The sequence below is a fragment of the Leptothoe sp. LEGE 181152 genome (genome assembly GCF_032906605.1).
In the GTDB taxonomy this organism is placed as follows: domain Bacteria; phylum Cyanobacteriota; class Cyanobacteriia; order Phormidesmidales; family Phormidesmidaceae; genus Leptothoe; species Leptothoe turfae.
On sequence record NZ_JASATU010000032.1, the window covers coordinates 444,515 to 462,606 of the forward strand.

Sequence of the window (18,092 nt, forward strand, 5' to 3'; positions counted from 1 at the left end):
ATGCTTAGCGCATTGTAGGGGTACGATACGAAACTTCCTGGATCGACACATTTCTACGTAAAAAATGATTGGTTGCTCATTGTGAGAATTTATCCGGGTGGCCAAGCTAATGAACGTCCACCCAATAGATGCATATGGAGATGGAAGACCGTTTGTCCGCCATCTTGGCCAGTATTGATAACTACTCGATATCCGTTACTCAAGCCTTCGGCATCAGCAATTTCCTTTACAGTTAGTAACATATGCCCCAGTAACTGCTTATCCTCAACCACGGCGTCTGACAGTTTGGGAATGGGCTTTTTAGGAATAACTAATATGTGAGTAGGTGCTTGGGGACTGATATCGCGAAAGGCTAGACAAAGCTCATCTTCATAAACGATATCTGCAGGTATTTCTTTGCGAATAATCTTGCTAAAAATTGTGTCTTCACTCATGGTGCGTTGATGGGCATAACGCTTCGCATTGTAAGGGTTAGTGATGCCTTAAGAAGGCGAAGATTTTGAAGAGATGGGGGAGTCTTAAATTGTGTGTGATGAATATTCTTCGTCCAAAGGTATTAGCTGCATCCCATGGACGATTTTTCTTAACCTAACTTTCTGAGAACTGTTTAGCTGCCTACAGGTGGTTTAGGAAACTGAACTTGGCTGTATAACCAATCGGCGATTAATTTAGGGCAATTTTTTTTTGACCAGCGCACAGCCAAATAGTGGAATGCTGGTTTGGTGAGACGAGCGATCCACTTCATGAGGCGGTTGAGATGACGAGGTTTGACGCGATAATTTATGAGGTTATTGGAGCCGATGTCATAGAGGCGGTCCAAAACAAGCTGTAACGTTGCTTCTTCCCGTAGAAACATGTTTTCTAATAAGAGTTCCACATCCTGCATGTGCTCATCTGCGAGCTGCTTTTCGCGCATAGTTATGGCGACGTCAGCGGAGTTGGAAGTCGTCAGCATGATTTCTTAAAACTGATTTATATGTGTAAGGGATGTGGCAGGCATCGCTTCTCTGGACATCGATGGAGAGTCACATTTGTCATTCAACTGTCTAGTATGCAGATACCATATTTCATGGTTCATAATTGTGATCCTAGTCCTAATCAGGGCCTCTTTAGCCGGAAGTGACTACACAATTCAATTCAATTTGACCGGCCCAGTTCAAACACCTCAATGATAGGGGACATTTTTAATTGAAACCGATGGTGTGCAGCTTAGTCTCTATTCATCGAGAATACTAAAGTATTTATAGTATGTAGTTTTCTGATCAAACCAGTTACCCAAATTGCACTGGTCAAGTCGCACTATTTATATGCTTGGGCATTCTACGTAAACATGTAGGAGACTACCATGCTGGCAAGAATCTGGAGTGCGTCTTTAATCGGTATTGATGCCTTAAAAGTTGGTGTGGAAGTGGATTTGTCAGGAGGCCTACCGAGTGTTGCCATAGTGGGTTTGCCTGATGCGGCTGTGCAAGAATCACGTGAGCGTGTGAAGGCGGCACTAAAAAATGCGGGTTTTCCGTTTCCGATGCGCAAAGTTGTAGTAAATTTGACGCCTGCTGACGTTCGTAAAGAAGGCCCTATCTATGATTTGCCTATTGCCATTGGCATTTTGGCGGCGTCTGGTCTAGTCAGTCAAGAGAGTTTAGATGGGTATTTGCTTTTAGGTGAGCTATCGCTTGATGGCAGCTTGAGACCGATAGCGGGTGTGATGGCAATGGCAGCAGCAGCGCCTCAATTGGGGATCAAGGGTCTAATTGTCCCAGAGGATAATGCCCAAGAGGCGGCAGTGGTACCGGGTCTTGCGGTTTATGGTTTTAAGGTGATTACTGATGTTGTCGATTTTCTGAATAATCCTGGCGAGCGGATGCCACTTACTATCGATGGCTGTGAATCTCTGGCTAAAGCCCAACCCCATGCAGTAGATTTACGGGATGTCAAAGGTCAGGCTCAGGCAAGACGAGCGTTAGAAATTGCAGCGGCAGGTGGTCATAACCTTATATTTGTAGGGCCTCCTGGTAGCGGTAAAACCATGTTGGCCCGTCGCCTATCAACTATTTTGCCGCCTCTGAACTTTCAAGAAGCTCTGGAGGTTACTCAAATTCATTCAGTGGCTGGCCTGCTTAAAGATAAGGGGACATTAGTAACTGAGCGACCGTTTCGTAGTCCTCATCATTCTGCATCGGGGCCATCTTTGGTGGGGGGTGGAACATTTCCAAAGCCAGGAGAAATTTCTTTGGCCCATCGCGGTATTCTCTTTCTTGATGAGCTGACGGAATTTAATCGCAAGGTGCTGGAGTTTTTGCGGCAGCCTTTGGAGGATGGCTATGTAAGCATTGCGCGTACGCGTCAGTCTGTGGAATTTCCAGCCCAGTTTACGTTGGTAGCGAGTACTAATCCCTGCCCCTGTGGTTTTTTTGGGGATACTGTACAGCCTTGTACATGTACACCTCGTAGCCGAGAACAGTACTGGGCTAAATTGTCAGGTCCCTTAATGGATCGGATTGATTTGCAAGTAGTGGTGAGTCGGTTAAAGCCTGAAGAAATCACCGGATATCAGTCGGGCGAACCGTCAGAGCCAGTGCGTCAGCGTGTGGAGTTGGCTCGATGGCGATCGCAATCTAGGTTTTCGAGTGAACCTAAGCTACAGTGCAATGCCGATTTAGAAAGTCGGCATCTGCGTCAATGGTGTCAACTGGACGATTCATCACGCACCTTATTAGAAACCGCAGTGCGTAAGCTGGGGTTGTCAGCCCGTGCCACTGACCGGATCTTAAAAGTTGCTCGCACAATTGCCGATCTTGCTGCTGTTGACAGTTTAGAGTCTACCCATATAGCTGAAGCGATTCAGTACCGTACGATAGATCGCATGCAGTAATAAGCTCATCGGAACTTATGCGGAACTTATTTAGAAGATGTGCCGACAGGTGCTACTAGTTAAGTCCGAGAAAATATTCATTTATGAAATGGCTCTCAAGTGCTGTTACTGAGGACGCTATATCATAGTTGTTCGTAGATACGTTGGGTGATTCACGAAGTAAATTATGGCCATCAATGCGGCTAAACTCCAAGCGGCTCTCTATAATTTTGTCAGTGGCACAAATGATATTGAAGGGGTAGCCTTAGTCACGCCGGATGGTTTACCCCTGGTGGCTGTGCTACCAAGCCACATGGATGAAGAGCGAGTATCAGCGATGTCGGCAGCCCTTGTCTCCTTAGGGGAGAGGATAGGTAGTGAGCTATTGCGGGGCAAAGTCAGTCAGATTGCGATTGATGGAGAAGCCGGTTACTGCATTTTGAGTAACTGTGGAGAAGAAGCTGTTTTTTTGGTGCTAGCTACCCGCATGGTTAAGAAAGGCATCTTGAACCTTGAGGTAAAGCGAGCTGTGGGTGAACTTCAAGCGCTGTTGGTGTAGTTCCCCTGATTTGGACGACGGTCAGGAGGCTGCAATTAAAGCAATTCTCCAGAACAATTCTGGTTGATATATGCTGTTCAATAGCGCAACGCTAATGCCGTATCGTCGCTATCGTACAGCATGTCTGTCAACGGTTATCTCTCAGATATTTCACTGCCAGAGGTTTTCCAGCTTTTGCAAGATGGCAAGAAGACGGGACTGCTTGCTATTCAGGGGCTAACGACTCCTAGGCAAGCACAACCTAAGTACTATTTCATATGGCTTCATCGTGGTCGTATTGTCACGGTGACAAATCGGTTGGATTGTCGCTGTCTCGCTACTTTAATTAACCATCGTCGTTACCTCAGTACCACGATGATAGAGCGGTTGATTCGTCGTTGCCCTGTGGATCAACCTTTGGGAAGATTTTTACGTGCTCAAGGAGTCTTAAGCCCCAAGCAATTACAAATCTTGTTCGCGGCTCAAGTCATTCGTCAGATTTGTGATTTATTCCAAGTGCCAGATGGTTATTTTACATTTGACCCGGATGCGCCCCTGCCTAAGGTGGAAATGACTGGCCTCAGTGTCGTTGCTACTGAGGTGGTTTTGCCAGGACTGCGTATTTTGAAAGATTGGACAGCCTTTAAAGACAAACTGCCCCACCCGCAGTCGGCCTTAGTCAGTCTGATACGCGGTCAGCCTAATGTACGTATTAATCAAGCGGAGTGGAGTGTCTGGCGGCTGATGGATGAAAAAAAATCCCTTAGTCAAATTGCTCAGGGCTTGATGCTGCCCATTGAAGAAGTTCAGCGTATTGCATTTCGTTTAATCTTTATTGGGCTGGCTGAGGAAGTACCCATGATGCTTTCAGAGGCAGCTGATACGCCTGACTCAATTTTTACAGATGAATCTGGAGAGCCGCTCAGTCCTAAATTTTTCCGCAATCTAATCGAGTTTTTACGCCAGGTACCAAAGTCCTCTTAGATAGGTGTGGGAAAACGGTGCTATGCTAGTAAGTGACTCGGATCTATGCGATCGCAACGCCCAAATCTTGTCAGGACCGGAAGGTAGCAGCAATACGGGATGCTTGAGATAGGCGTAGTCTCCGGGTCTCCTCTGTTTTTATGGTGTATCTGCTCCATTCAGGTACGGCTATCCGACGGTTGAGCACGCTACACACTGTCGAGATCCGCTGTTAAAACTGGAGATATAAGAGTGATGGGGCTGTTTCACTTATTCACCAAATATTGTTAGAGGAGTATGGGGTCGTGGCAGACTTTGGCCAGTTGGTGCAAAAAGCATTCTATTTAGGTGTAGGCTTAGCGTCTTATGCATCTGAAAAAGCAGGTGATGGGTTTAGTGATCTACGACTACAGGCCCAAAAGCTAGTCGATGAGTTGGTGGCTCGTGGTGAAATTACGGCTGATGAAGCCCAGAAAATAGTCAACGATATGGTTGACCGTGCCCAGAGCTCAGCTGCTGCGACTGAATCTACCCAATCTGCTGATAGCGCACCCCGTAAAATTGAAATTATTGAAGACGATGAACCTGACGATCGAGCAGCAACTGATGCTCTACGTAAAGAAATTGAAGAGCTTCAGACTGAGTTGCAACGTCTGAAAGACGACGACGATTGAGTTTAATATTGAGGGTTTTAATTTTTAGTTTTGAGTTAACAGCTGTTAACCCTGTTTACCCATAAGCATGACTCAGGGGTGATGTATTGGGTGGTCATCAACTAAGAATTCAACATTCAAAAATCAGATTTCTTCTATTTCTCACCTTTCTGAGAGTTTATTCTTTTACCTATGGCTCTTCTTGACTTTCCATCGTTATGGACGACTGGCTAAAACAACTACAACAAGATCTGCAAGAGGCTGTTCACAGTACTTTAGAGCAGACTGAACAATTCTTGGATGTACTAGCAGAGCAGGCTGTAAATGTTGTGAGCCCAGTATTGGATGCCGCAGATGAACTGGCTGATGAGCTAGCGGAGCAGGTGGTGGAAAATATCTCACCGCCTATATCCCAGGCTCTTGATGATTTAGAAACTCAGCTGGATCCCGTAGTCGGTTCCATGGTGAGCTGGTGTGAGCAGACCATGGCTCCAATCCATCAAACCCTCACACCCTGGCTACAGAACCATCCCAAGTGTGCAGGTTGCTCTTATTATCATGGTGAGAGTTATGGTGGGCAGATGCTGGTTTGTGCGCTCCATCCCCATGGACCAGAAGATTATGATGAATGTCCCGATTGGGAGAGTGTGTGGCCGAAACCAGACGGGGATTGAGAAAACGTATGTAGGGGTGTTGCATGCAACACCCCTACATACATCCCTACGTCAATAATGGATAAAAATGTCCAACCGGTCCCTGGCCTGTGCCGATCCGGAGTGAGTAGTTTAATGCCTGTGTGACATACTCTTTGGCGCGTTTAGCAGCCTCAAATGGCGTATGACCCAGGGCGAGATTGGCAGTAATGGCTGCGGAGAGGGTGCAGCCAGTGCCATGGGTGTCGGCGGTGTCGATGCAGCTGGTGGTTAGCTTGGTTAGGGTCGTGCCGTCATACCAAACATCAATGCCGCGCAGTTCGTTATCAAAACCACCACCTTTAACGATAACGGCTTTGGCACCCAAGCCATGAATAGCCTGGGCTGCGGTTTTCATATGTTCTAGGGTCTTAATAGATTGACCGCTGAGGATTTCAGCTTCGTAGCGATTGGGGGTGAGAACCGTGGCGAGAGGAATCAGCTTTTTTAGAGCTGCGATCGCATTATCATCTATTAGCTGTGCCCCTGTGCGCGATACCATGACCGGATCAATCACGCAGTCCACATCGACCAACCCCTTGAGATAATCAGTCACCGCCTCAATGATCGGTTGATTGAGCAACATGCCCGTTTTCAGAGCCTGAACCCCCATATCAGTAAACACTGCCTCAATCTGAGCAATGATAGCCTCTGGGGCTAGGGCATCAACCCGCGATACGCCTTGGGTATTCTGAGCTGTAATGCATGTAAGCGCACTGGTTCCATGAACAGCATGGAATGAAAAGGTACGCAGATCTGCCTGAATTCCAGCCCCCCCACCGCTATCTGAGCCCGCGATGGTTAAAGCAACTGGTGGAATATAAGCCATAAAAAACCGCTACCTATCGCGACTGTCGCCGCCGCTGCAGGAAATCTGGAATATCCAGATCGGGGGCAATACTGGGGCGATTGCTTGGGATACTTGATGGTAAATCAGCTGGTTTAGAACCGATTGAAGATGGCCGTTGTAGCGGAGCAATCCTTGATGGAGACGTGGCAACGGCAGCCGTACCACCAAATTCACTATTACTATTGAAACCAGTGGCAATCACTGTAATGCGGACTTCACCCTGCATCCGCTCATCAATTACGGCACCAAAGATGATGTTTGCGTTAGGATCAACCGCCTCGTAAATAATTTCTGCTGCGGCATTCACCTCATGTAGGGTCATGTCGTTGCCACCCGTGATATTAAGGACAGCCCCCGTCGCGCCATCAATGGAGGTTTCTAGCAACGGTGATGAAATTGCCGCAATGGCTGCTTCACGGGCACGGGATTTACCAGAGCCCACACCAATACCCATCAAGGCAGAGCCTGCATCGGCCATAACGGCACGTACATCAGCAAAATCAACGTTCACCAAACCAGAAATGGTGATGATGTCAGAAATGCCCTGTACACCTTGGCGCAAAATATCATCAGCGAAACGAAAGGCCTCTTGTACCGGGGTTTGCTCTGAAATAACTGACAGTAGCTTGTCATTAGGAATAATGATCAGGGTATCTACACATTCCTGTAGCGCCATGATCCCTTCTTCTGACTGGGTTGTGCGACGACGACCTTCAAAGGTAAAAGGACGAGTAACAACACCAATGGTGAGTGCGCCTGCTTCTTTAGCAGCTTCTGCGACCACGGGAGCTGCGCCGGTGCCAGTGCCCCCACCCATACCGGCAGTGATGAAAACCAGGTCCGCACCTTCGATTGCGGTGGAAATTTCATCCCTTGATTCTTCAGCTGCTTTTTGGCCAATGGCTGGATTGCCGCCTGCGCCCAATCCACGGGTCAGCTTTTGACCCAGCTGTAATGGATTAGCGCTATTCGCTTTAGTCAATGCTTGAGCGTCGGTGTTCAATGCCCAAAACTCAATACCCGATACGCCGGTATCGATCATTCGGTTAACGGCATTGCACCCGCCACCACCTACACCAACAACCTTAATCCTCGCCATACTCCCAGGCACAATATCATTCCCCATAGCTGCATTACTCAACGCAGGTTCATTACGATGATTATTATTCATATCAGACATATTGAGGCCCAGACCCGAATTTCCGTGAGAGTTGTGTGAGGATGATTTAGACATAGGGCAAAGGTATACGAGATATCAGTGAGCTATTGACCCAATCAGTCACAGAACACACGCGACTGCCGCAAAAGTAAGAACTAACTATATAGCAATTACAAACCAAGCAGGGCAGGTCTCCGCCAATAGAAGATTGAGGTAATTCATCAATCTAGGCAGAGAAAGCTTGAAATATGCTTTCTCAAAGCTTCACAGAGATTTTAAAGATTAATTTCGAACACTATGGGGGCATATTCTAGTCAACTATACGGGAACTTGCTTAAAAAACCAACTCAACTTACTGATTACTTCAAGAATTTAAATGGGTAAGAACTGGCTTCTAAAAAGCGCAAACTAACCATATGGATTGAAAACAAAAGATAGTCGTTATAAGGGGCCGATAAATATCAGTATCTATAACCGAAGACTACTACGTAGTAATGTATTGAGCGATCTCAAGCGACATTATTTTTAGGCTGTTTTAAGGGGCTTGAGTCTTTGTTGCCTGGAGTATTTCTAAGGTGGGATTGTCGGGATTACGCAGGTCAATGAAGGCGATTTCTTCGATATTCATTTTGGCGTTCAAATTTCGCATTCGATCGAGGGCAGTCAGTTGTTTAGAAAAATTCTGCCCATAGGGACCCATGTGCACAATACCAAGGTCTGTATGCAGAATTAAATTGGCTGGATCACGCCAATCAAGAAGAGAGACGGATACCGGATTTTTTTGTAACATTTGGTAGATGTCCGACCAGTGTTTTTGATACGCCGGACGCATGCCCTGAACCTGTAGCTTGGGTTCTTGAGACCCTAGTTGAGTAAAGCTGTTGTAGGGCATCCAATAGCCGTTGGCATCTAAGAGCCCCATCTGAGAAAAACTCTGGGGATCATCGTCTAGAGACTTAATGGCAACGTCCACATTTGGAAGAGCGATCGCAACCGGTGTTCGTTCCCGAATGCGGATATTTAAACCGGGGGGTAACAGCCGCCGCCTAACGATGGCGTCCTCGATAGGTCCCTTATCGGTCAAGGCATGTTCTAAATCTAGGGGACGTACCTTTAAAAGGGATTTAGGATAGTCAATATCTATTAGTTCATAAACCTCTTCATCGGGCAGCAGTTGATTACCACTGAGGTTGATCTGCTCAGTGGAGTGAATATGCCAACGATTGGATGTAGCTAAACTCAAACAGCCTAAAGTTAACCCAACCATGGCCGTTTGCCGCCATAGCTGTTGCCAAAAAAGTCTTTGACGCCGCTGTTTGAGGTCTTGCCGACGGCTGGCCAAGGTTGCTTGAGAGTATTCAGGAATGTCTGGCATGGGAGGTGTAATGAGTGACTGTTGGTGGTGCCAGTGGGGAAAAGGAGAAGCGGCGTTTCGACGGGAGCTTGCCAAACGAAGCGTTAGAGCGAGGTGGCTAATGACTGATGTTATCCAGTAATGAGGTTAATTTAGGTCTCCTGGGATAGCTGGAGAATATATTTAAGCATTCAGCTTTGCAAATAGTGCAGATATTCTGACACTTCTTGGAAAAAAAGTAGTGCCCGGGATGATCTGTTTATTAGGACGAGGCTATGGGTGAAGGGGGCGGTTTTGAATTTTAAGGTTTGAATTCAGTGCCGATCGCTATGCTGCATTTTCCGTTGCCTGTAATGTTTGTGCTAAGAAACCATGCCACTGTTTAGCCAGTTCCACATCTGTAAATGGAATCTGTGGTGTTTTACCGTCTTGTAGATTGAGCTGGATGACGGCCTCACTTTTTTTAGCTGTACCTTTGACTGTTTGAGTAAATGCGTCGTCACCCTGGATCAGCAGATCGATGGTGCGAATCTGAGCGAATTGGATGGTTTGCAGATCGATGACGCCTTGACGAGTGGGTAAGCCCCACGTCAGTGTACGCTCTACTTGCCCTAGAGCGGCATAGATATCGTACTTAGCACGTTCAAACTGAGTAGCCCATTGCTTATAGGTTTCGACTTTTTTGTACTCGTTCCAGCCTGCCCAGGTAATCCAAAAAAAGAAGATCAGCAAGGGAAGCCAGAGTAAACCGTGAATCATGGGGCGTGCACATAGGTATTTATGCTTCCATTGTAAAGTCTTGCAACGAGGCGGTCGTTGATCTTTCGCATTGATGAAAGATGATGACAAGGTTTGTACTTAGTTTGCGCTAAGTCGGCCTCAAGACTTCAAAACCATACTATTTCTGAGAGGAGACGGTAACTTGCTTTACTTACCTTCTTTATTGGCAGTGACTCCCGCCACTGTTGCTTGGAGCCCCAAAGTGGGTCTCGTCATGATCATTTGTAACGTACTTGCGATCGCACTCGGTAACTACGGTATTAAGCATAAGAACGTTGGCCTTGGTCTACCTTCCTCCGAATTTTTCGGTGGCATGGGCCATGGTGCAATGTTGGCTTGTACTAGCCTAGGTCACGTGATCGGTATTGGTGCCATCATCGGTTTGGCCACTATCGGTGTGCTCTAAATCCGTTAGAGATCATCATCCATCAGGCTATCTAGCCCTATCGGCTAGATAGCCTGACTAGATAGGCTCAAATAACATTTCACTTTAAGAACATCTCAATCAAAAGCTGGGGAATAAAATCGCCAGCTTTTTTTTGTGTGGGAGGTGAGACGTAGGGAGTGCGTTGCCCTAGGGAGTGGGATGGAGGCTAAAACACACATCCCATATCAGTGAAAATACGTATTCTCCATTTTCCATTTCCTAATCCCCACTTCTGACTCCCCACGCCCCACCTTTTAATTAATAACTGCCTGGAGACGTTTACGAAATTCTCCTTTGGGATGCCCACCTTTGACCTCACCTAAAATTTTGAATTCCCCTTCAGGCTCTTCGCAAATGATGTAAGTGGGCCAGCCCATATCTGATTTATCAGGGTATTGGGTCAGGAGCACCCGTCGGTATTTGCGGTATGTGGCTGTATCCTGCATTTTGATATCGATAAAGTCTAGGCCTAGCTCGCTGGCGACTTTGGCGTCGTAAAAGGACATTTTGTGACAGATGCCGCAGTCTTCGGAAGAGAATTTTAGAACAGATTTAGGCATAGTGAGGTTCTGGAGGCGAAAATGTTGGCAGGGGCAAAACGTTGTAGAGAGGTTGCATACAACCTCTCTACAACGTTAATTCTAAAATGACTCTGTTTGCCGCTCCCGCATAAACTTATCCAACGGTCGTAATACTGGACAAGGCTCTCCGTTCTGTAGGTTGTCTGGATTACTCCAGGTGAAAGGGGCTTGTTTCGCGGCACTCATCCATAGCAGACGTTTGGCGCGGGTCATGGCGACATAGAGGAGACGAAATTCCTCTGCTTTTTTGAGGTCGTTGGCACGGTGCCAAGCTGTTTGCATCTCAGGAATGGTTTGATTGGCGTGGACGTAGGTACGGATTTGGGCGCGGGCAACGTCGGGTAGGGAGACGCTGCCAAGAAACTCACCCTGGGGAGGTATCCAGGATTCGCCGGGGATTAGTTTTGCGTGGAGGAAGGGGAGAAACACAACATCCCAGTCTAGACCTTTAGCTTTGTGCATGGTAATGATCGTGAGCTGCCCAGCTCGAGTGTATTGAGCCTCCGTATCTTCGGCCTCAATGGCATCAAACCGTTCAGAACTGACGATTTCTTGGAGTGCGCCAATCATGGTGCTGAGGCTACTCTCTTCAGTAGTTTGCTGAGCGATACGGGCTGCCAGTTTGTCAGCGGTGGCGAGCTCGCTTTGGTTGTAGTTGAGGGTGGTGCCTAGAAAGGGGATCAAATGATAGGGGGGTAAGTCGAAGCGGGCGCGTAGCAGGCTAGTGCAGTAGCGACGGGCATTGAGCGCGGCCTCATGGGTGAGTGGTGGTTCAAGGGGACCAGGGTAGAGAAACTGTTCTGGATTGGTGGCGAGGGGGTTGAGATCTTGGGTGGGAATGCGTTGGCGATCTACAAGAACGCGCAGGGCTCCTTTGAGATAGTCAGGAGAATGGGGCCGTTCGATGAATAGGAGTAGGTGCAACATTTCGAGAGGGACTTGGGTGTTGCGATCGCGACTGCCCACATCATAAATTTTTAGCCCAGTTGTCTCAGTAAAATCAAAGCCTAGGCGTTCAGAATCTTCTAGAACTTCTCGAATAAATCGACCTTGACGATTTTCTCGCACCAGCACTGCCAGCGTGGGCGTTGCTGGTTGCGCATTTGAAGAGGTGTTTTCTTTCTCTTCTTTCCAATTAGAGATCAGTTCTTTTACCTTTTGCGCAATTTTCTGAACGGATGCATTGATGTCGGCAGGTTTCATAAGCTCCACACCTTGACCCAAGGGTGCGGGGTTGGCATTGGGTTGTGGGTCATTGGGGGGCACGGGCAGGATAGCCTGTGCTCGGAATGGTGGCTCTTCCCTAGGGAATTGTTGGTTAACCCATTGCAATACGTAGTTAGCAGCATCCATGATTTTTGGGGTGCTGCGCCCAGCCTGGTCAATGGTGGCAAGGCGATCAGGTCGGTTGGCGTCACAAAATTGATTGAAGAAAACCGGATCGGCAGGGGTGAAGGTGGAGTTAATGGCCTGGTTGGGGTCGCCGACGCGGACGAGGTTGGGGGAGCCCCCCCTGTCCCCCAAATTTGGGGGATCTGGATAACCAATTGCTTCTGGGTCAACATCAGGATTGGCCGCCAATTTCGCCAATAACCTTGTCTGTAAAGGTGATGAATCTTGAGCTTCATCCTCAAATACAGCAAAGAATTGGCTTTGCCAACGACGGCTGATGTCTGGATCTTCTAATGCCTTCAGTGCAGCCAAAATCATATCGTCGTAGTCGATTAGACCTCGCTGACTGAGAAGGGTTTGGTATTGCCCGTAGAGTCCGGCAGCGATATCTAAGAGTTGATAAATGTTAGGTGGAGCTTGCTGACCAATATGATTCAGGTCGGCAGGCTGAAGGCCTGAACTTTTAGCTTCGTGGATAGCGGTGTAGGCCAGGGCTGGCAGTATCTCGGTGCGGAGTACTGATTGCCGTCGCAATCGTTCAGTTTCTTCCCCGTCAAAGCTTTGGCCTTCCACAAGTCGATGATAAAGGGCTGGTGCTTCATGAATCCAAGATTCTACAGCCGTGCGGATGAGACGGTTACTTTGGTTCGGTGAGACGAGGGTGGTGGTTTCGAGGTTGATGCCGGAGACTTCCGGGTTGTGGGTGGCGATGTTGAGGGCCAGCCCGTGCAATGTTTGGACAATAAAGCTGTTGTAGGGAAGTTTGAGGGCCTTGAGGTGATGGCGGACTTTGGCTTTGAGGTTGGCGGCAGCAGAGCGGGTGAAGGTGACGAGGACAAGTTGTTTGCGGGCGTGGAGTTGAAAATGGGAGATTGCGATCGCAGCACCAGCAGCCATACCCGTAGATTTACCAGAGCCTGGCACGGCTGAAACAGCAAGCGGTCCACCGCGCCAGTCAGCCAAGCGACGTTGGCCAGGGCGCAGACTATCGCGTAGTTTCTGTAGTTGTGCGTTGCGATCAAGGGCAGTCATCAGAGTGGTATGGAACTCTCAGCCATAGGTTACTGCACGCAGCCTGATCTAAGCTGAAATCTTGAGGTTTCCTATACCAAAAAACTACAGTTCTGGATGTGAACTAGATTATGTCGAAAATCCTGTAAAAAACGGTCTGCCTCCTACAATGATTTCTAGATGCTTTCAGGTACTGCCTATGATGAATCTTTCTGAACGTATGATTGCGATCCTGGGTAGTGTGATGTTTGGGATTGGTTTGCTGTTTACGGCGATTAGCCTGATTCCAAATCGTGAGGTGTCTGCTGTAGCAGCCCTGTTGATGGGTGGTGGTGTGGGTCTAATTACGATGGCATCCAAGGAGTAGGTATATGAATGGCAAGCAGTTAAAACATCGAGAGCCAACGATGCAGAAGCCGTCCATCCAGTCTAAATCTTCTGTCGGTAGACGATATGCCATTGGTAAAGGCATCGGTCTTTGTCTGATAGCGTTTGTGCTGATTTTTGCGGCGAGTGATAACTCTGGTCGGTTGATTGGCTCTGAAGACCCGTTAATAGATTCTCATCCAGGGCAGTTTGCGGCGTACTTCTTTGCCGGTTTTGCTGGTATTTGCGGATTAGACCTGATTCGGAGAAGTTAGACGTTATCTTTCAGTTCTTGCCTTGGGTGATATCCATCCGGTGGTTGAGGTGGTGAGCAGCAACTGGGAAACAGATTATGCCCGTAAGGTAGAAGAATATTCTCCGTTTATGTTGCAATATTTTGGGGGATCAAAAATCCAATGAAGATGATCATAAAGACGAGAGAGCTAGGAGATGCTGCTGCCTGATAAATAGTAATACTAGGCGGAATAATGTAGGGAAAAACAATCAACCCTACCCTATAAACGTTAGGAGAAAGATCAAGATTACCCAAAGAAAAGACAACTTCTCTCGTTGTTGGTTCAAACCTTGCAGCAACAAAACCACCAACAATACACCCAAAATTGGAATCACAGAAAAGACAACAACTTCGGGATAATGAAACAGTCGTTCACGGGCGTTTTGGCAAACAATTGGTGTGGCAATAGTAATTGCGATCGCACCCAACAAAGTCGTCCAAGTCGCAATCTTAGCCGTCGTATAGTGCGTTTGTTGCAGTTCTCCTTCAGTCTTCCAAATCAAATAGGTAGACCCAATCAACACATACTCTTAAATCAAGGTAAGCGCCACCAAAGCTGAACGCCAATCCAGCCAATCAAAAGTACCACCCACAAAATGCCCCGCTGTATCCACAGAGATCCTTTTTTCTGTTGATGCAGTCAACGAGAGAATACCCACACCTAAATCAAAGCCATCGAGCATGACATAAAGTAGAAGAAAAAGCGCGAAAATAACAAATCAAACTTGCGGGAGAAAATGCAGAAGGGCATCCATTGAGAGTTTACAAAAGAGTATTTACAAAAACCCTTTCAAATACTGTCAAATAGCCCGAGTATCTCTTAGGCTTGACCTTTAACTCAAACAAGAGATGTATCAGCCCCCTCCAACTCTTAGCTTTCAAAGCTCTCTTAGTCATTCAAAGACAGTCTTGAACACAGAGTACCAAACAGTGAGACAAAGGAATAGCTAAAGAGAGTTAGAACTCAAGAAGAGTTGGAGAGATAGACATACATCAGACAATAAGGATTACTTTGGACCAAAATCGAGCATGGTGGTAGTACTCCTTATTCTTCGTCCGTAGCCAAAGGCCCTCCAGAACTACAAAATAAATGGCCATACCTGTTGTCAGCACTGGCCAGCATATGAAAAATCGCCGTCAGAGCAAATTGAGTGCGGGATAACGCCACCGTATTTGAAAAAAATCCATACAGACCTGTTCAATGCGCGTACACTCAAGCGAACGAACCGACTAGAATCTGCGCTTATACTTCTTTATATGTCTTAACAATCAATCAATAATCCACCTAGTCTGATTTTAGCTCTAGACAGAGACATTCAAAGCACGATCGCGCCACATCACCATGACACTTCCTACCACCCACTTTTGGACCTGGCAAAACTTTTCAATCCGTTATCAAACGGCTGGAACCCAAGGACCACCTCTACTCCTAATCCATGGCTTTGGAGCCCACAGTGATCATTGGCGCAAAAACCTACCTGACTTAGGACGCAGCCATCGCGTCTATGCCATTGACCTGATCGGCTATGGCCAGTCTGCTAAACCCACACCCGGTGCCCCCATCAACTACACGTTCGAAACCTGGGGGCAGCAAGTGATCGATTTTTGTCGGGAGATCATTGGTGAGCCTGGTTTTTTCGTAGGTAACTCCATTGGCTGTATCGTGGCTATGCAAGCCGCTACCATGGCTCCGTCCCAGGTTCTCGGTCTTGTTGTTCTTGATTGCTCCTTGCGATTACTGCACGATCGTAAACGTGCCACCCTTCCCTGGTATCGCAGTGCACCCACACCCCTCATCCAGGCCATTCTCAACTACAAACCCATTGGCAAGTTTTTCTTCTCTCGCTTAGCCAAGCCCAAAACACTCAAAAATATTCTGAGGCAGGCCTATGGTCGCAAAGAGGCCGTTACCAATGAACTCATTGAGCTACTGCTGACGCCCGCTCGCGATCCTGCAGCTGTGGATGTATTCGTAGCCTTTATCAGCTATTCCCAGGGGCCACTGCCTGAAGATTTGTTACCTCAGCTGTCCTGTCCTGTGCTGATGCTATGGGGTGAGGCTGATCCGTGGGAACCCATTCAACTAGGTCGGGAACTCAGCAAATATGAAGTCGTCGAACAATTCATGCCACTCGAAGGAGTGGGCCATTGTCCCCAAGATGAAGCACCCGAACTGGTGAATTCATTAATCACCGAATGGGTACAAAGGAAGGCGGCAACCAGCTTAATCAAATCCTGATATAGCTGAGTCGCCCTCCTTGCAACTTTGTAGGCGTGTACAGAGCCTCTCCGCTTTCACGGCTCAATAGATAAAAAAGTACCCTGGAAACACCAAGGTGTATCACAGGGTAGGGGCAACAGTTAAACGCTTGTGCTGTTATTAGAGTCGCTTAGACAATTCCCTAAACGCTGTATTTTTGTGTCGATTTCTAGAGTGTCCATAATGCCATCACAGCGATATTTCTAGCTGTGCTAGTCACGGAACTCTTATGGTGTATTTACCCGTTCATAACGCTTGCAAACTGGTCTTAGCTTGCAAGCATCGCGCATTACCCCCATTAACCATCAGCGACTCCCCCTTAATCCCATAACGCATTCACCCTGCTCTCATTCTTAAATGTGATGCTGGCTCACCCATTACCTTTAAATAAAAAAGTACCCCGAGAGCGTAGAGCTCACGAGGTAGGGGCAACAGTTAAACGCTTGTGCTGTTATTAGAGTCGCCTAAAAAAAAGCCTACGCGGTTTGGCCTATGCCGATTCCTATAGTGTCCATAATTTATTTACAGCATGGGTTTTAGTCGTGTGAGCTATGATACTCTTATGGTGCATCTACCACCTATATTTGGCTCTTTGTTAAAGACTACGAACAATAACTATATAGTTATTGTTTAGTTGGGTCGAATTACGACCATCCCTTTGCTAGTTGTTCTTAAATAAAAAAATACCCCGAGAGCATGAAGCTCACGAGGTAGGGGCAACAGTTAAACGCTTGTGCTGTTATTAGCATCGCTCAAGAAAACTACTGAACGATTATTTTTGTGACGCTTTATAGAGCGTCCATTTCTACCGCTATTGGCGATACTGCTTCTATAGCTTATTGGCTTGTGTACTTTGTTAAGGGTGTGTCACCTATGGGATGCATTTTTTGAGCATTGCATCTTTTAAATAAAAAAGTACCCCGAGAGCATGAAGCTCACGAGGTAGGGGCAACAGTTAAACGCTTGTGCTGTTATTAGCATCGCTTAAAGCAAAGCCTACGCGATTTGGCGTATGCCGATTCCTATAGTGTCCATAGTCCAATGATGGTTGGATCCATATTGCCATGCGCCATAATCAGCTCTGTCGTCAATCGACTCAGTGCTAGTCCCATGAGGGATAACAATAGAATTGTGACAAAGGCTAAATTGTTCCCAATATCGCGAATCAGTAGCTCTACCCGTAGTAAAAGTGCTGCTGCTAACATTACGAGGAAATAGACAAAAATCTGAATCCAGGACACAACAACTACAGCTAGGGAGGCGATGACCAAAGCCATGATCGTATAGCCAATATCAGATTTAAACCCAAGCAAAAAAAAGTTGCGTAAGGGTTTCCAAATGATGGTTAGTAATGCTGATTCCAGTACTGCATAAATGACTGCTAGCCACCAGATAAAGTCGGAGCTGTGACGAGAATGCAAAAAGGCACCAAAGCCCATATAGGCCAGTAATAAAAGCAGTGACGACAACCAAGGCAATTTTTTTATCAGTGTCATCACAGGTTAGTAGAAATAGCCTGGACTGGGCATGTGGGAATACATTGCTCGCACACAATACATTGAGCGCGGTTAAAAACGAGTTTGAAACTCTCGGGATCTAATCGGAGAGCACCTGTGGGACAAACGCCTGTACATAGACCGCAGTGGACACAAAGGTCTTCGTCAATGAGAATTTCGCGACTAGATAGGGACACGCCAATGCCCTGGTTACGCATCCATTCAATCGCTTCATCTAGTTGATCAATGTCACCAGATAGCTCGATTACTCCCTTACCCACTCGATTCGGTGCCACCTGTGCACGAATAATATTGGCTGCGACATTAAAATCCTTCGCCAGCCGATAGGTAATAGGCATATTCACTGTCTGTTTTGGAAAGGTCAGGGTAACACGCTTTTTCATTCCGCTAGACTAAAGAA

The 18,092-nt window shown here is 47.1% G+C and carries 19 protein-coding genes, 1 other RNA gene and 3 pseudogenes; 11 read left to right on the forward strand and 12 right to left on the reverse strand.

Annotated elements, in window-relative coordinates; all coding sequences use genetic code 11:
- Positions 1 to 89: 89 nt before the first annotated feature.
- Both QGP82_RS19150 and QGP82_RS19155 read right to left on the reverse strand, forming a co-directional pair.
- Entirely contained in the window at positions 90 to 434 is a 345-nt protein-coding gene (locus QGP82_RS19150; RefSeq protein WP_499060704.1) for a histidine triad nucleotide-binding protein, read from the reverse strand.
- 173 nt (positions 435 to 607) lie between these two features.
- Positions 608 to 916, reverse strand: a complete 309-nt coding sequence (locus QGP82_RS19155) for a hypothetical protein (protein WP_499060705.1) — start codon at positions 914 to 916, stop codon at positions 608 to 610.
- 429 nt (positions 917 to 1,345) lie between these two features.
- On the opposite strand from QGP82_RS19155, the gene QGP82_RS19160 reads away from it, so the two are divergent.
- From QGP82_RS19160 to QGP82_RS19185, 6 genes are all read left to right on the forward strand, one after another.
- Complete coding sequence (locus QGP82_RS19160; RefSeq protein WP_499060706.1) at positions 1,346 to 2,875, forward strand: YifB family Mg chelatase-like AAA ATPase; 1,530 nt, start codon at positions 1,346 to 1,348, stop codon at positions 2,873 to 2,875.
- A gap of 166 nt (positions 2,876 to 3,041) precedes the next feature.
- Positions 3,042 to 3,413 carry a roadblock/LC7 domain-containing protein gene (locus QGP82_RS19165; RefSeq protein WP_006516674.1) on the forward strand — a complete coding sequence of 124 codons (372 nt, stop codon included), beginning with the start codon at positions 3,042 to 3,044 and terminating at the stop codon, positions 3,411 to 3,413.
- A 120-nt stretch (positions 3,414 to 3,533) separates the two neighbouring features.
- Positions 3,534 to 4,376 carry a DUF4388 domain-containing protein gene (locus QGP82_RS19170; RefSeq protein WP_499060707.1) on the forward strand — a complete coding sequence of 281 codons (843 nt, stop codon included), beginning with the start codon at positions 3,534 to 3,536 and terminating at the stop codon, positions 4,374 to 4,376.
- A gap of 34 nt (positions 4,377 to 4,410) precedes the next feature.
- An RNA gene (ffs, locus tag QGP82_RS19175) (signal recognition particle sRNA small type) lies at positions 4,411 to 4,507 on the forward strand.
- 153 nt (positions 4,508 to 4,660) lie between these two features.
- Positions 4,661 to 5,029 carry a hypothetical protein gene (locus tag QGP82_RS19180; protein ID WP_163699280.1) on the forward strand — a complete coding sequence of 123 codons (369 nt, stop codon included), beginning with the start codon at positions 4,661 to 4,663 and terminating at the stop codon, positions 5,027 to 5,029.
- A gap of 197 nt (positions 5,030 to 5,226) precedes the next feature.
- Positions 5,227 to 5,682, forward strand: coding sequence for a hypothetical protein (locus tag QGP82_RS19185; protein ID WP_163671246.1), 456 nt, complete (start codon positions 5,227 to 5,229; stop codon positions 5,680 to 5,682).
- A 46-nt stretch (positions 5,683 to 5,728) separates the two neighbouring features.
- Here QGP82_RS19185 and thiD read toward each other — a convergent pair whose 3' ends face one another.
- From thiD to QGP82_RS19205, 4 genes are all read right to left on the reverse strand, one after another.
- Positions 5,729 to 6,529: a bifunctional hydroxymethylpyrimidine kinase/phosphomethylpyrimidine kinase gene (gene thiD, locus QGP82_RS19190; RefSeq protein ID WP_163699278.1), complete on the reverse strand. Its 801-nt coding sequence runs from the start codon at positions 6,527 to 6,529 to the stop codon at positions 5,729 to 5,731.
- A gap of 13 nt (positions 6,530 to 6,542) precedes the next feature.
- Positions 6,543 to 7,721 carry a cell division protein FtsZ gene (gene ftsZ / locus QGP82_RS19195; RefSeq protein WP_431732100.1) on the reverse strand — a complete coding sequence of 393 codons (1,179 nt, stop codon included), beginning with the start codon at positions 7,719 to 7,721 and terminating at the stop codon, positions 6,543 to 6,545.
- A gap of 523 nt (positions 7,722 to 8,244) precedes the next feature.
- Positions 8,245 to 9,084, reverse strand: coding sequence for a cell division protein FtsQ/DivIB (locus tag QGP82_RS19200; RefSeq protein ID WP_163671243.1), 840 nt, complete (start codon positions 9,082 to 9,084; stop codon positions 8,245 to 8,247).
- A gap of 306 nt (positions 9,085 to 9,390) precedes the next feature.
- Entirely contained in the window at positions 9,391 to 9,822 is a 432-nt protein-coding gene (locus QGP82_RS19205; RefSeq protein WP_163699274.1) for a hypothetical protein, read from the reverse strand.
- A gap of 163 nt (positions 9,823 to 9,985) precedes the next feature.
- Between QGP82_RS19205 and psaK the strand changes: the two genes are divergently transcribed.
- Positions 9,986 to 10,249 (forward strand): photosystem I reaction center subunit PsaK, encoded by a 264-nt coding sequence (gene psaK, locus QGP82_RS19210; RefSeq protein ID WP_006516666.1) that lies wholly within the window; start codon positions 9,986 to 9,988, stop codon positions 10,247 to 10,249.
- 275 nt (positions 10,250 to 10,524) lie between these two features.
- Here the strand turns inward: psaK and QGP82_RS19215 are convergent, their stop codons facing one another.
- Together QGP82_RS19215 and QGP82_RS19220 are read right to left on the reverse strand one after the other, a co-directional pair.
- Positions 10,525 to 10,830, reverse strand: a complete 306-nt coding sequence (locus QGP82_RS19215; protein WP_163671241.1) for a thioredoxin family protein — start codon at positions 10,828 to 10,830, stop codon at positions 10,525 to 10,527.
- An 81-nt stretch (positions 10,831 to 10,911) separates the two neighbouring features.
- Positions 10,912 to 13,275 carry an ATP-dependent helicase gene (locus QGP82_RS19220; protein ID WP_499060709.1) on the reverse strand — a complete coding sequence of 788 codons (2,364 nt, stop codon included), beginning with the start codon at positions 13,273 to 13,275 and terminating at the stop codon, positions 10,912 to 10,914.
- A gap of 178 nt (positions 13,276 to 13,453) precedes the next feature.
- On the opposite strand from QGP82_RS19220, the gene QGP82_RS19225 reads away from it, so the two are divergent.
- The 3 genes and pseudogenes from QGP82_RS19225 to QGP82_RS19235 form a co-directional block, all read left to right on the forward strand.
- Positions 13,454 to 13,621: a hypothetical protein gene (locus QGP82_RS19225; protein WP_163671239.1), complete on the forward strand. Its 168-nt coding sequence runs from the start codon at positions 13,454 to 13,456 to the stop codon at positions 13,619 to 13,621.
- A 4-nt stretch (positions 13,622 to 13,625) separates the two neighbouring features.
- Entirely contained in the window at positions 13,626 to 13,895 is a 270-nt protein-coding gene (locus QGP82_RS19230; RefSeq protein WP_006516662.1) for a hypothetical protein, read from the forward strand.
- Between the two features lie 31 nt (positions 13,896 to 13,926).
- Positions 13,927 to 14,004 (forward strand): annotated as a pseudogene (locus QGP82_RS19235) (Uma2 family endonuclease); the annotation flags it as partial.
- On the opposite strand, the pseudogene QGP82_RS19240 reads toward QGP82_RS19235, so the two are convergent.
- Both QGP82_RS19240 and QGP82_RS19245 read right to left on the reverse strand, forming a co-directional pair.
- Positions 14,003 to 14,628, reverse strand: a pseudogene (locus QGP82_RS19240) (cytochrome d ubiquinol oxidase subunit II). The pseudogenes QGP82_RS19235 and QGP82_RS19240 sit on opposite strands and share 2 nt — an antisense overlap.
- A 286-nt stretch (positions 14,629 to 14,914) precedes the next feature.
- Positions 14,915 to 15,107, reverse strand: a pseudogene (locus QGP82_RS19245) (cytochrome ubiquinol oxidase subunit I); the annotation flags it as partial.
- A gap of 150 nt (positions 15,108 to 15,257) precedes the next feature.
- Here QGP82_RS19245 and QGP82_RS19250 point away from each other — a divergent pair.
- Positions 15,258 to 16,154, forward strand: a complete 897-nt coding sequence (locus QGP82_RS19250; RefSeq protein WP_163671237.1) for an alpha/beta fold hydrolase — start codon at positions 15,258 to 15,260, stop codon at positions 16,152 to 16,154.
- Positions 16,155 to 17,197: 1,043 nt separating this feature from the next.
- Here the strand turns inward: QGP82_RS19250 and QGP82_RS19255 are convergent.
- Together QGP82_RS19255 and QGP82_RS19260 are read right to left on the reverse strand one after the other, a co-directional pair.
- The gene (locus QGP82_RS19255; RefSeq protein WP_163671236.1) at positions 17,198 to 17,671 is read right to left on the reverse strand and encodes a hypothetical protein; all 474 of its coding nucleotides are present in this window, start codon (positions 17,669 to 17,671) and stop codon (positions 17,198 to 17,200) included.
- Positions 17,671 to 18,075, reverse strand: coding sequence for an NIL domain-containing protein (locus QGP82_RS19260; RefSeq protein ID WP_006516691.1), 405 nt, complete (start codon positions 18,073 to 18,075; stop codon positions 17,671 to 17,673). Before QGP82_RS19260 ends, QGP82_RS19255 begins: the two co-directional genes overlap by 1 nt.
- Between the last annotated feature and the right edge of the window lie 17 nt (positions 18,076 to 18,092).

Bases quoted from the DNA above. Each gene is read 5' to 3' on its own strand.
- QGP82_RS19150 (WP_499060704.1), bottom strand. From the start codon at position 434: ATGAGTGAAGACACAATTTTTAGCAAGATTATTCGCAAAGAAATACCT.
- QGP82_RS19155 (WP_499060705.1), bottom strand. From the start codon at position 916: ATGCGCGAAAAGCAGCTCGCAGATGAGCACATGCAGGATGTGGAACTC.
- QGP82_RS19160 (WP_499060706.1), top strand. From the start codon at position 1,346: ATGCTGGCAAGAATCTGGAGTGCGTCTTTAATCGGTATTGATGCCTTA.
- QGP82_RS19165 (WP_006516674.1), top strand. From the start codon at position 3,042: ATGGCCATCAATGCGGCTAAACTCCAAGCGGCTCTCTATAATTTTGTC.
- QGP82_RS19170 (WP_499060707.1), top strand. From the start codon at position 3,534: ATGTCTGTCAACGGTTATCTCTCAGATATTTCACTGCCAGAGGTTTTC.
- QGP82_RS19185 (WP_163671246.1), top strand. From the start codon at position 5,227: ATGGACGACTGGCTAAAACAACTACAACAAGATCTGCAAGAGGCTGTT.
- thiD (WP_163699278.1), bottom strand. From the start codon at position 6,529: ATGGCTTATATTCCACCAGTTGCTTTAACCATCGCGGGCTCAGATAGC.
- ftsZ (WP_431732100.1), bottom strand. From the start codon at position 7,721: ATGAATAATAATCATCGTAATGAACCTGCGTTGAGTAATGCAGCTATG.
- QGP82_RS19200 (WP_163671243.1), bottom strand. From the start codon at position 9,084: ATGCCAGACATTCCTGAATACTCTCAAGCAACCTTGGCCAGCCGTCGG.
- QGP82_RS19205 (WP_163699274.1), bottom strand. From the start codon at position 9,822: ATGATTCACGGTTTACTCTGGCTTCCCTTGCTGATCTTCTTTTTTTGG.
- QGP82_RS19215 (WP_163671241.1), bottom strand. From the start codon at position 10,830: ATGCCTAAATCTGTTCTAAAATTCTCTTCCGAAGACTGCGGCATCTGT.
- QGP82_RS19220 (WP_499060709.1), bottom strand. From the start codon at position 13,275: ATGACTGCCCTTGATCGCAACGCACAACTACAGAAACTACGCGATAGT.
- QGP82_RS19225 (WP_163671239.1), top strand. From the start codon at position 13,454: ATGATGAATCTTTCTGAACGTATGATTGCGATCCTGGGTAGTGTGATG.
- QGP82_RS19230 (WP_006516662.1), top strand. From the start codon at position 13,626: ATGAATGGCAAGCAGTTAAAACATCGAGAGCCAACGATGCAGAAGCCG.
- QGP82_RS19250 (WP_163671237.1), top strand. From the start codon at position 15,258: ATGACACTTCCTACCACCCACTTTTGGACCTGGCAAAACTTTTCAATC.
- QGP82_RS19255 (WP_163671236.1), bottom strand. From the start codon at position 17,671: ATGACACTGATAAAAAAATTGCCTTGGTTGTCGTCACTGCTTTTATTA.
- QGP82_RS19260 (WP_006516691.1), bottom strand. From the start codon at position 18,075: ATGAAAAAGCGTGTTACCCTGACCTTTCCAAAACAGACAGTGAATATG.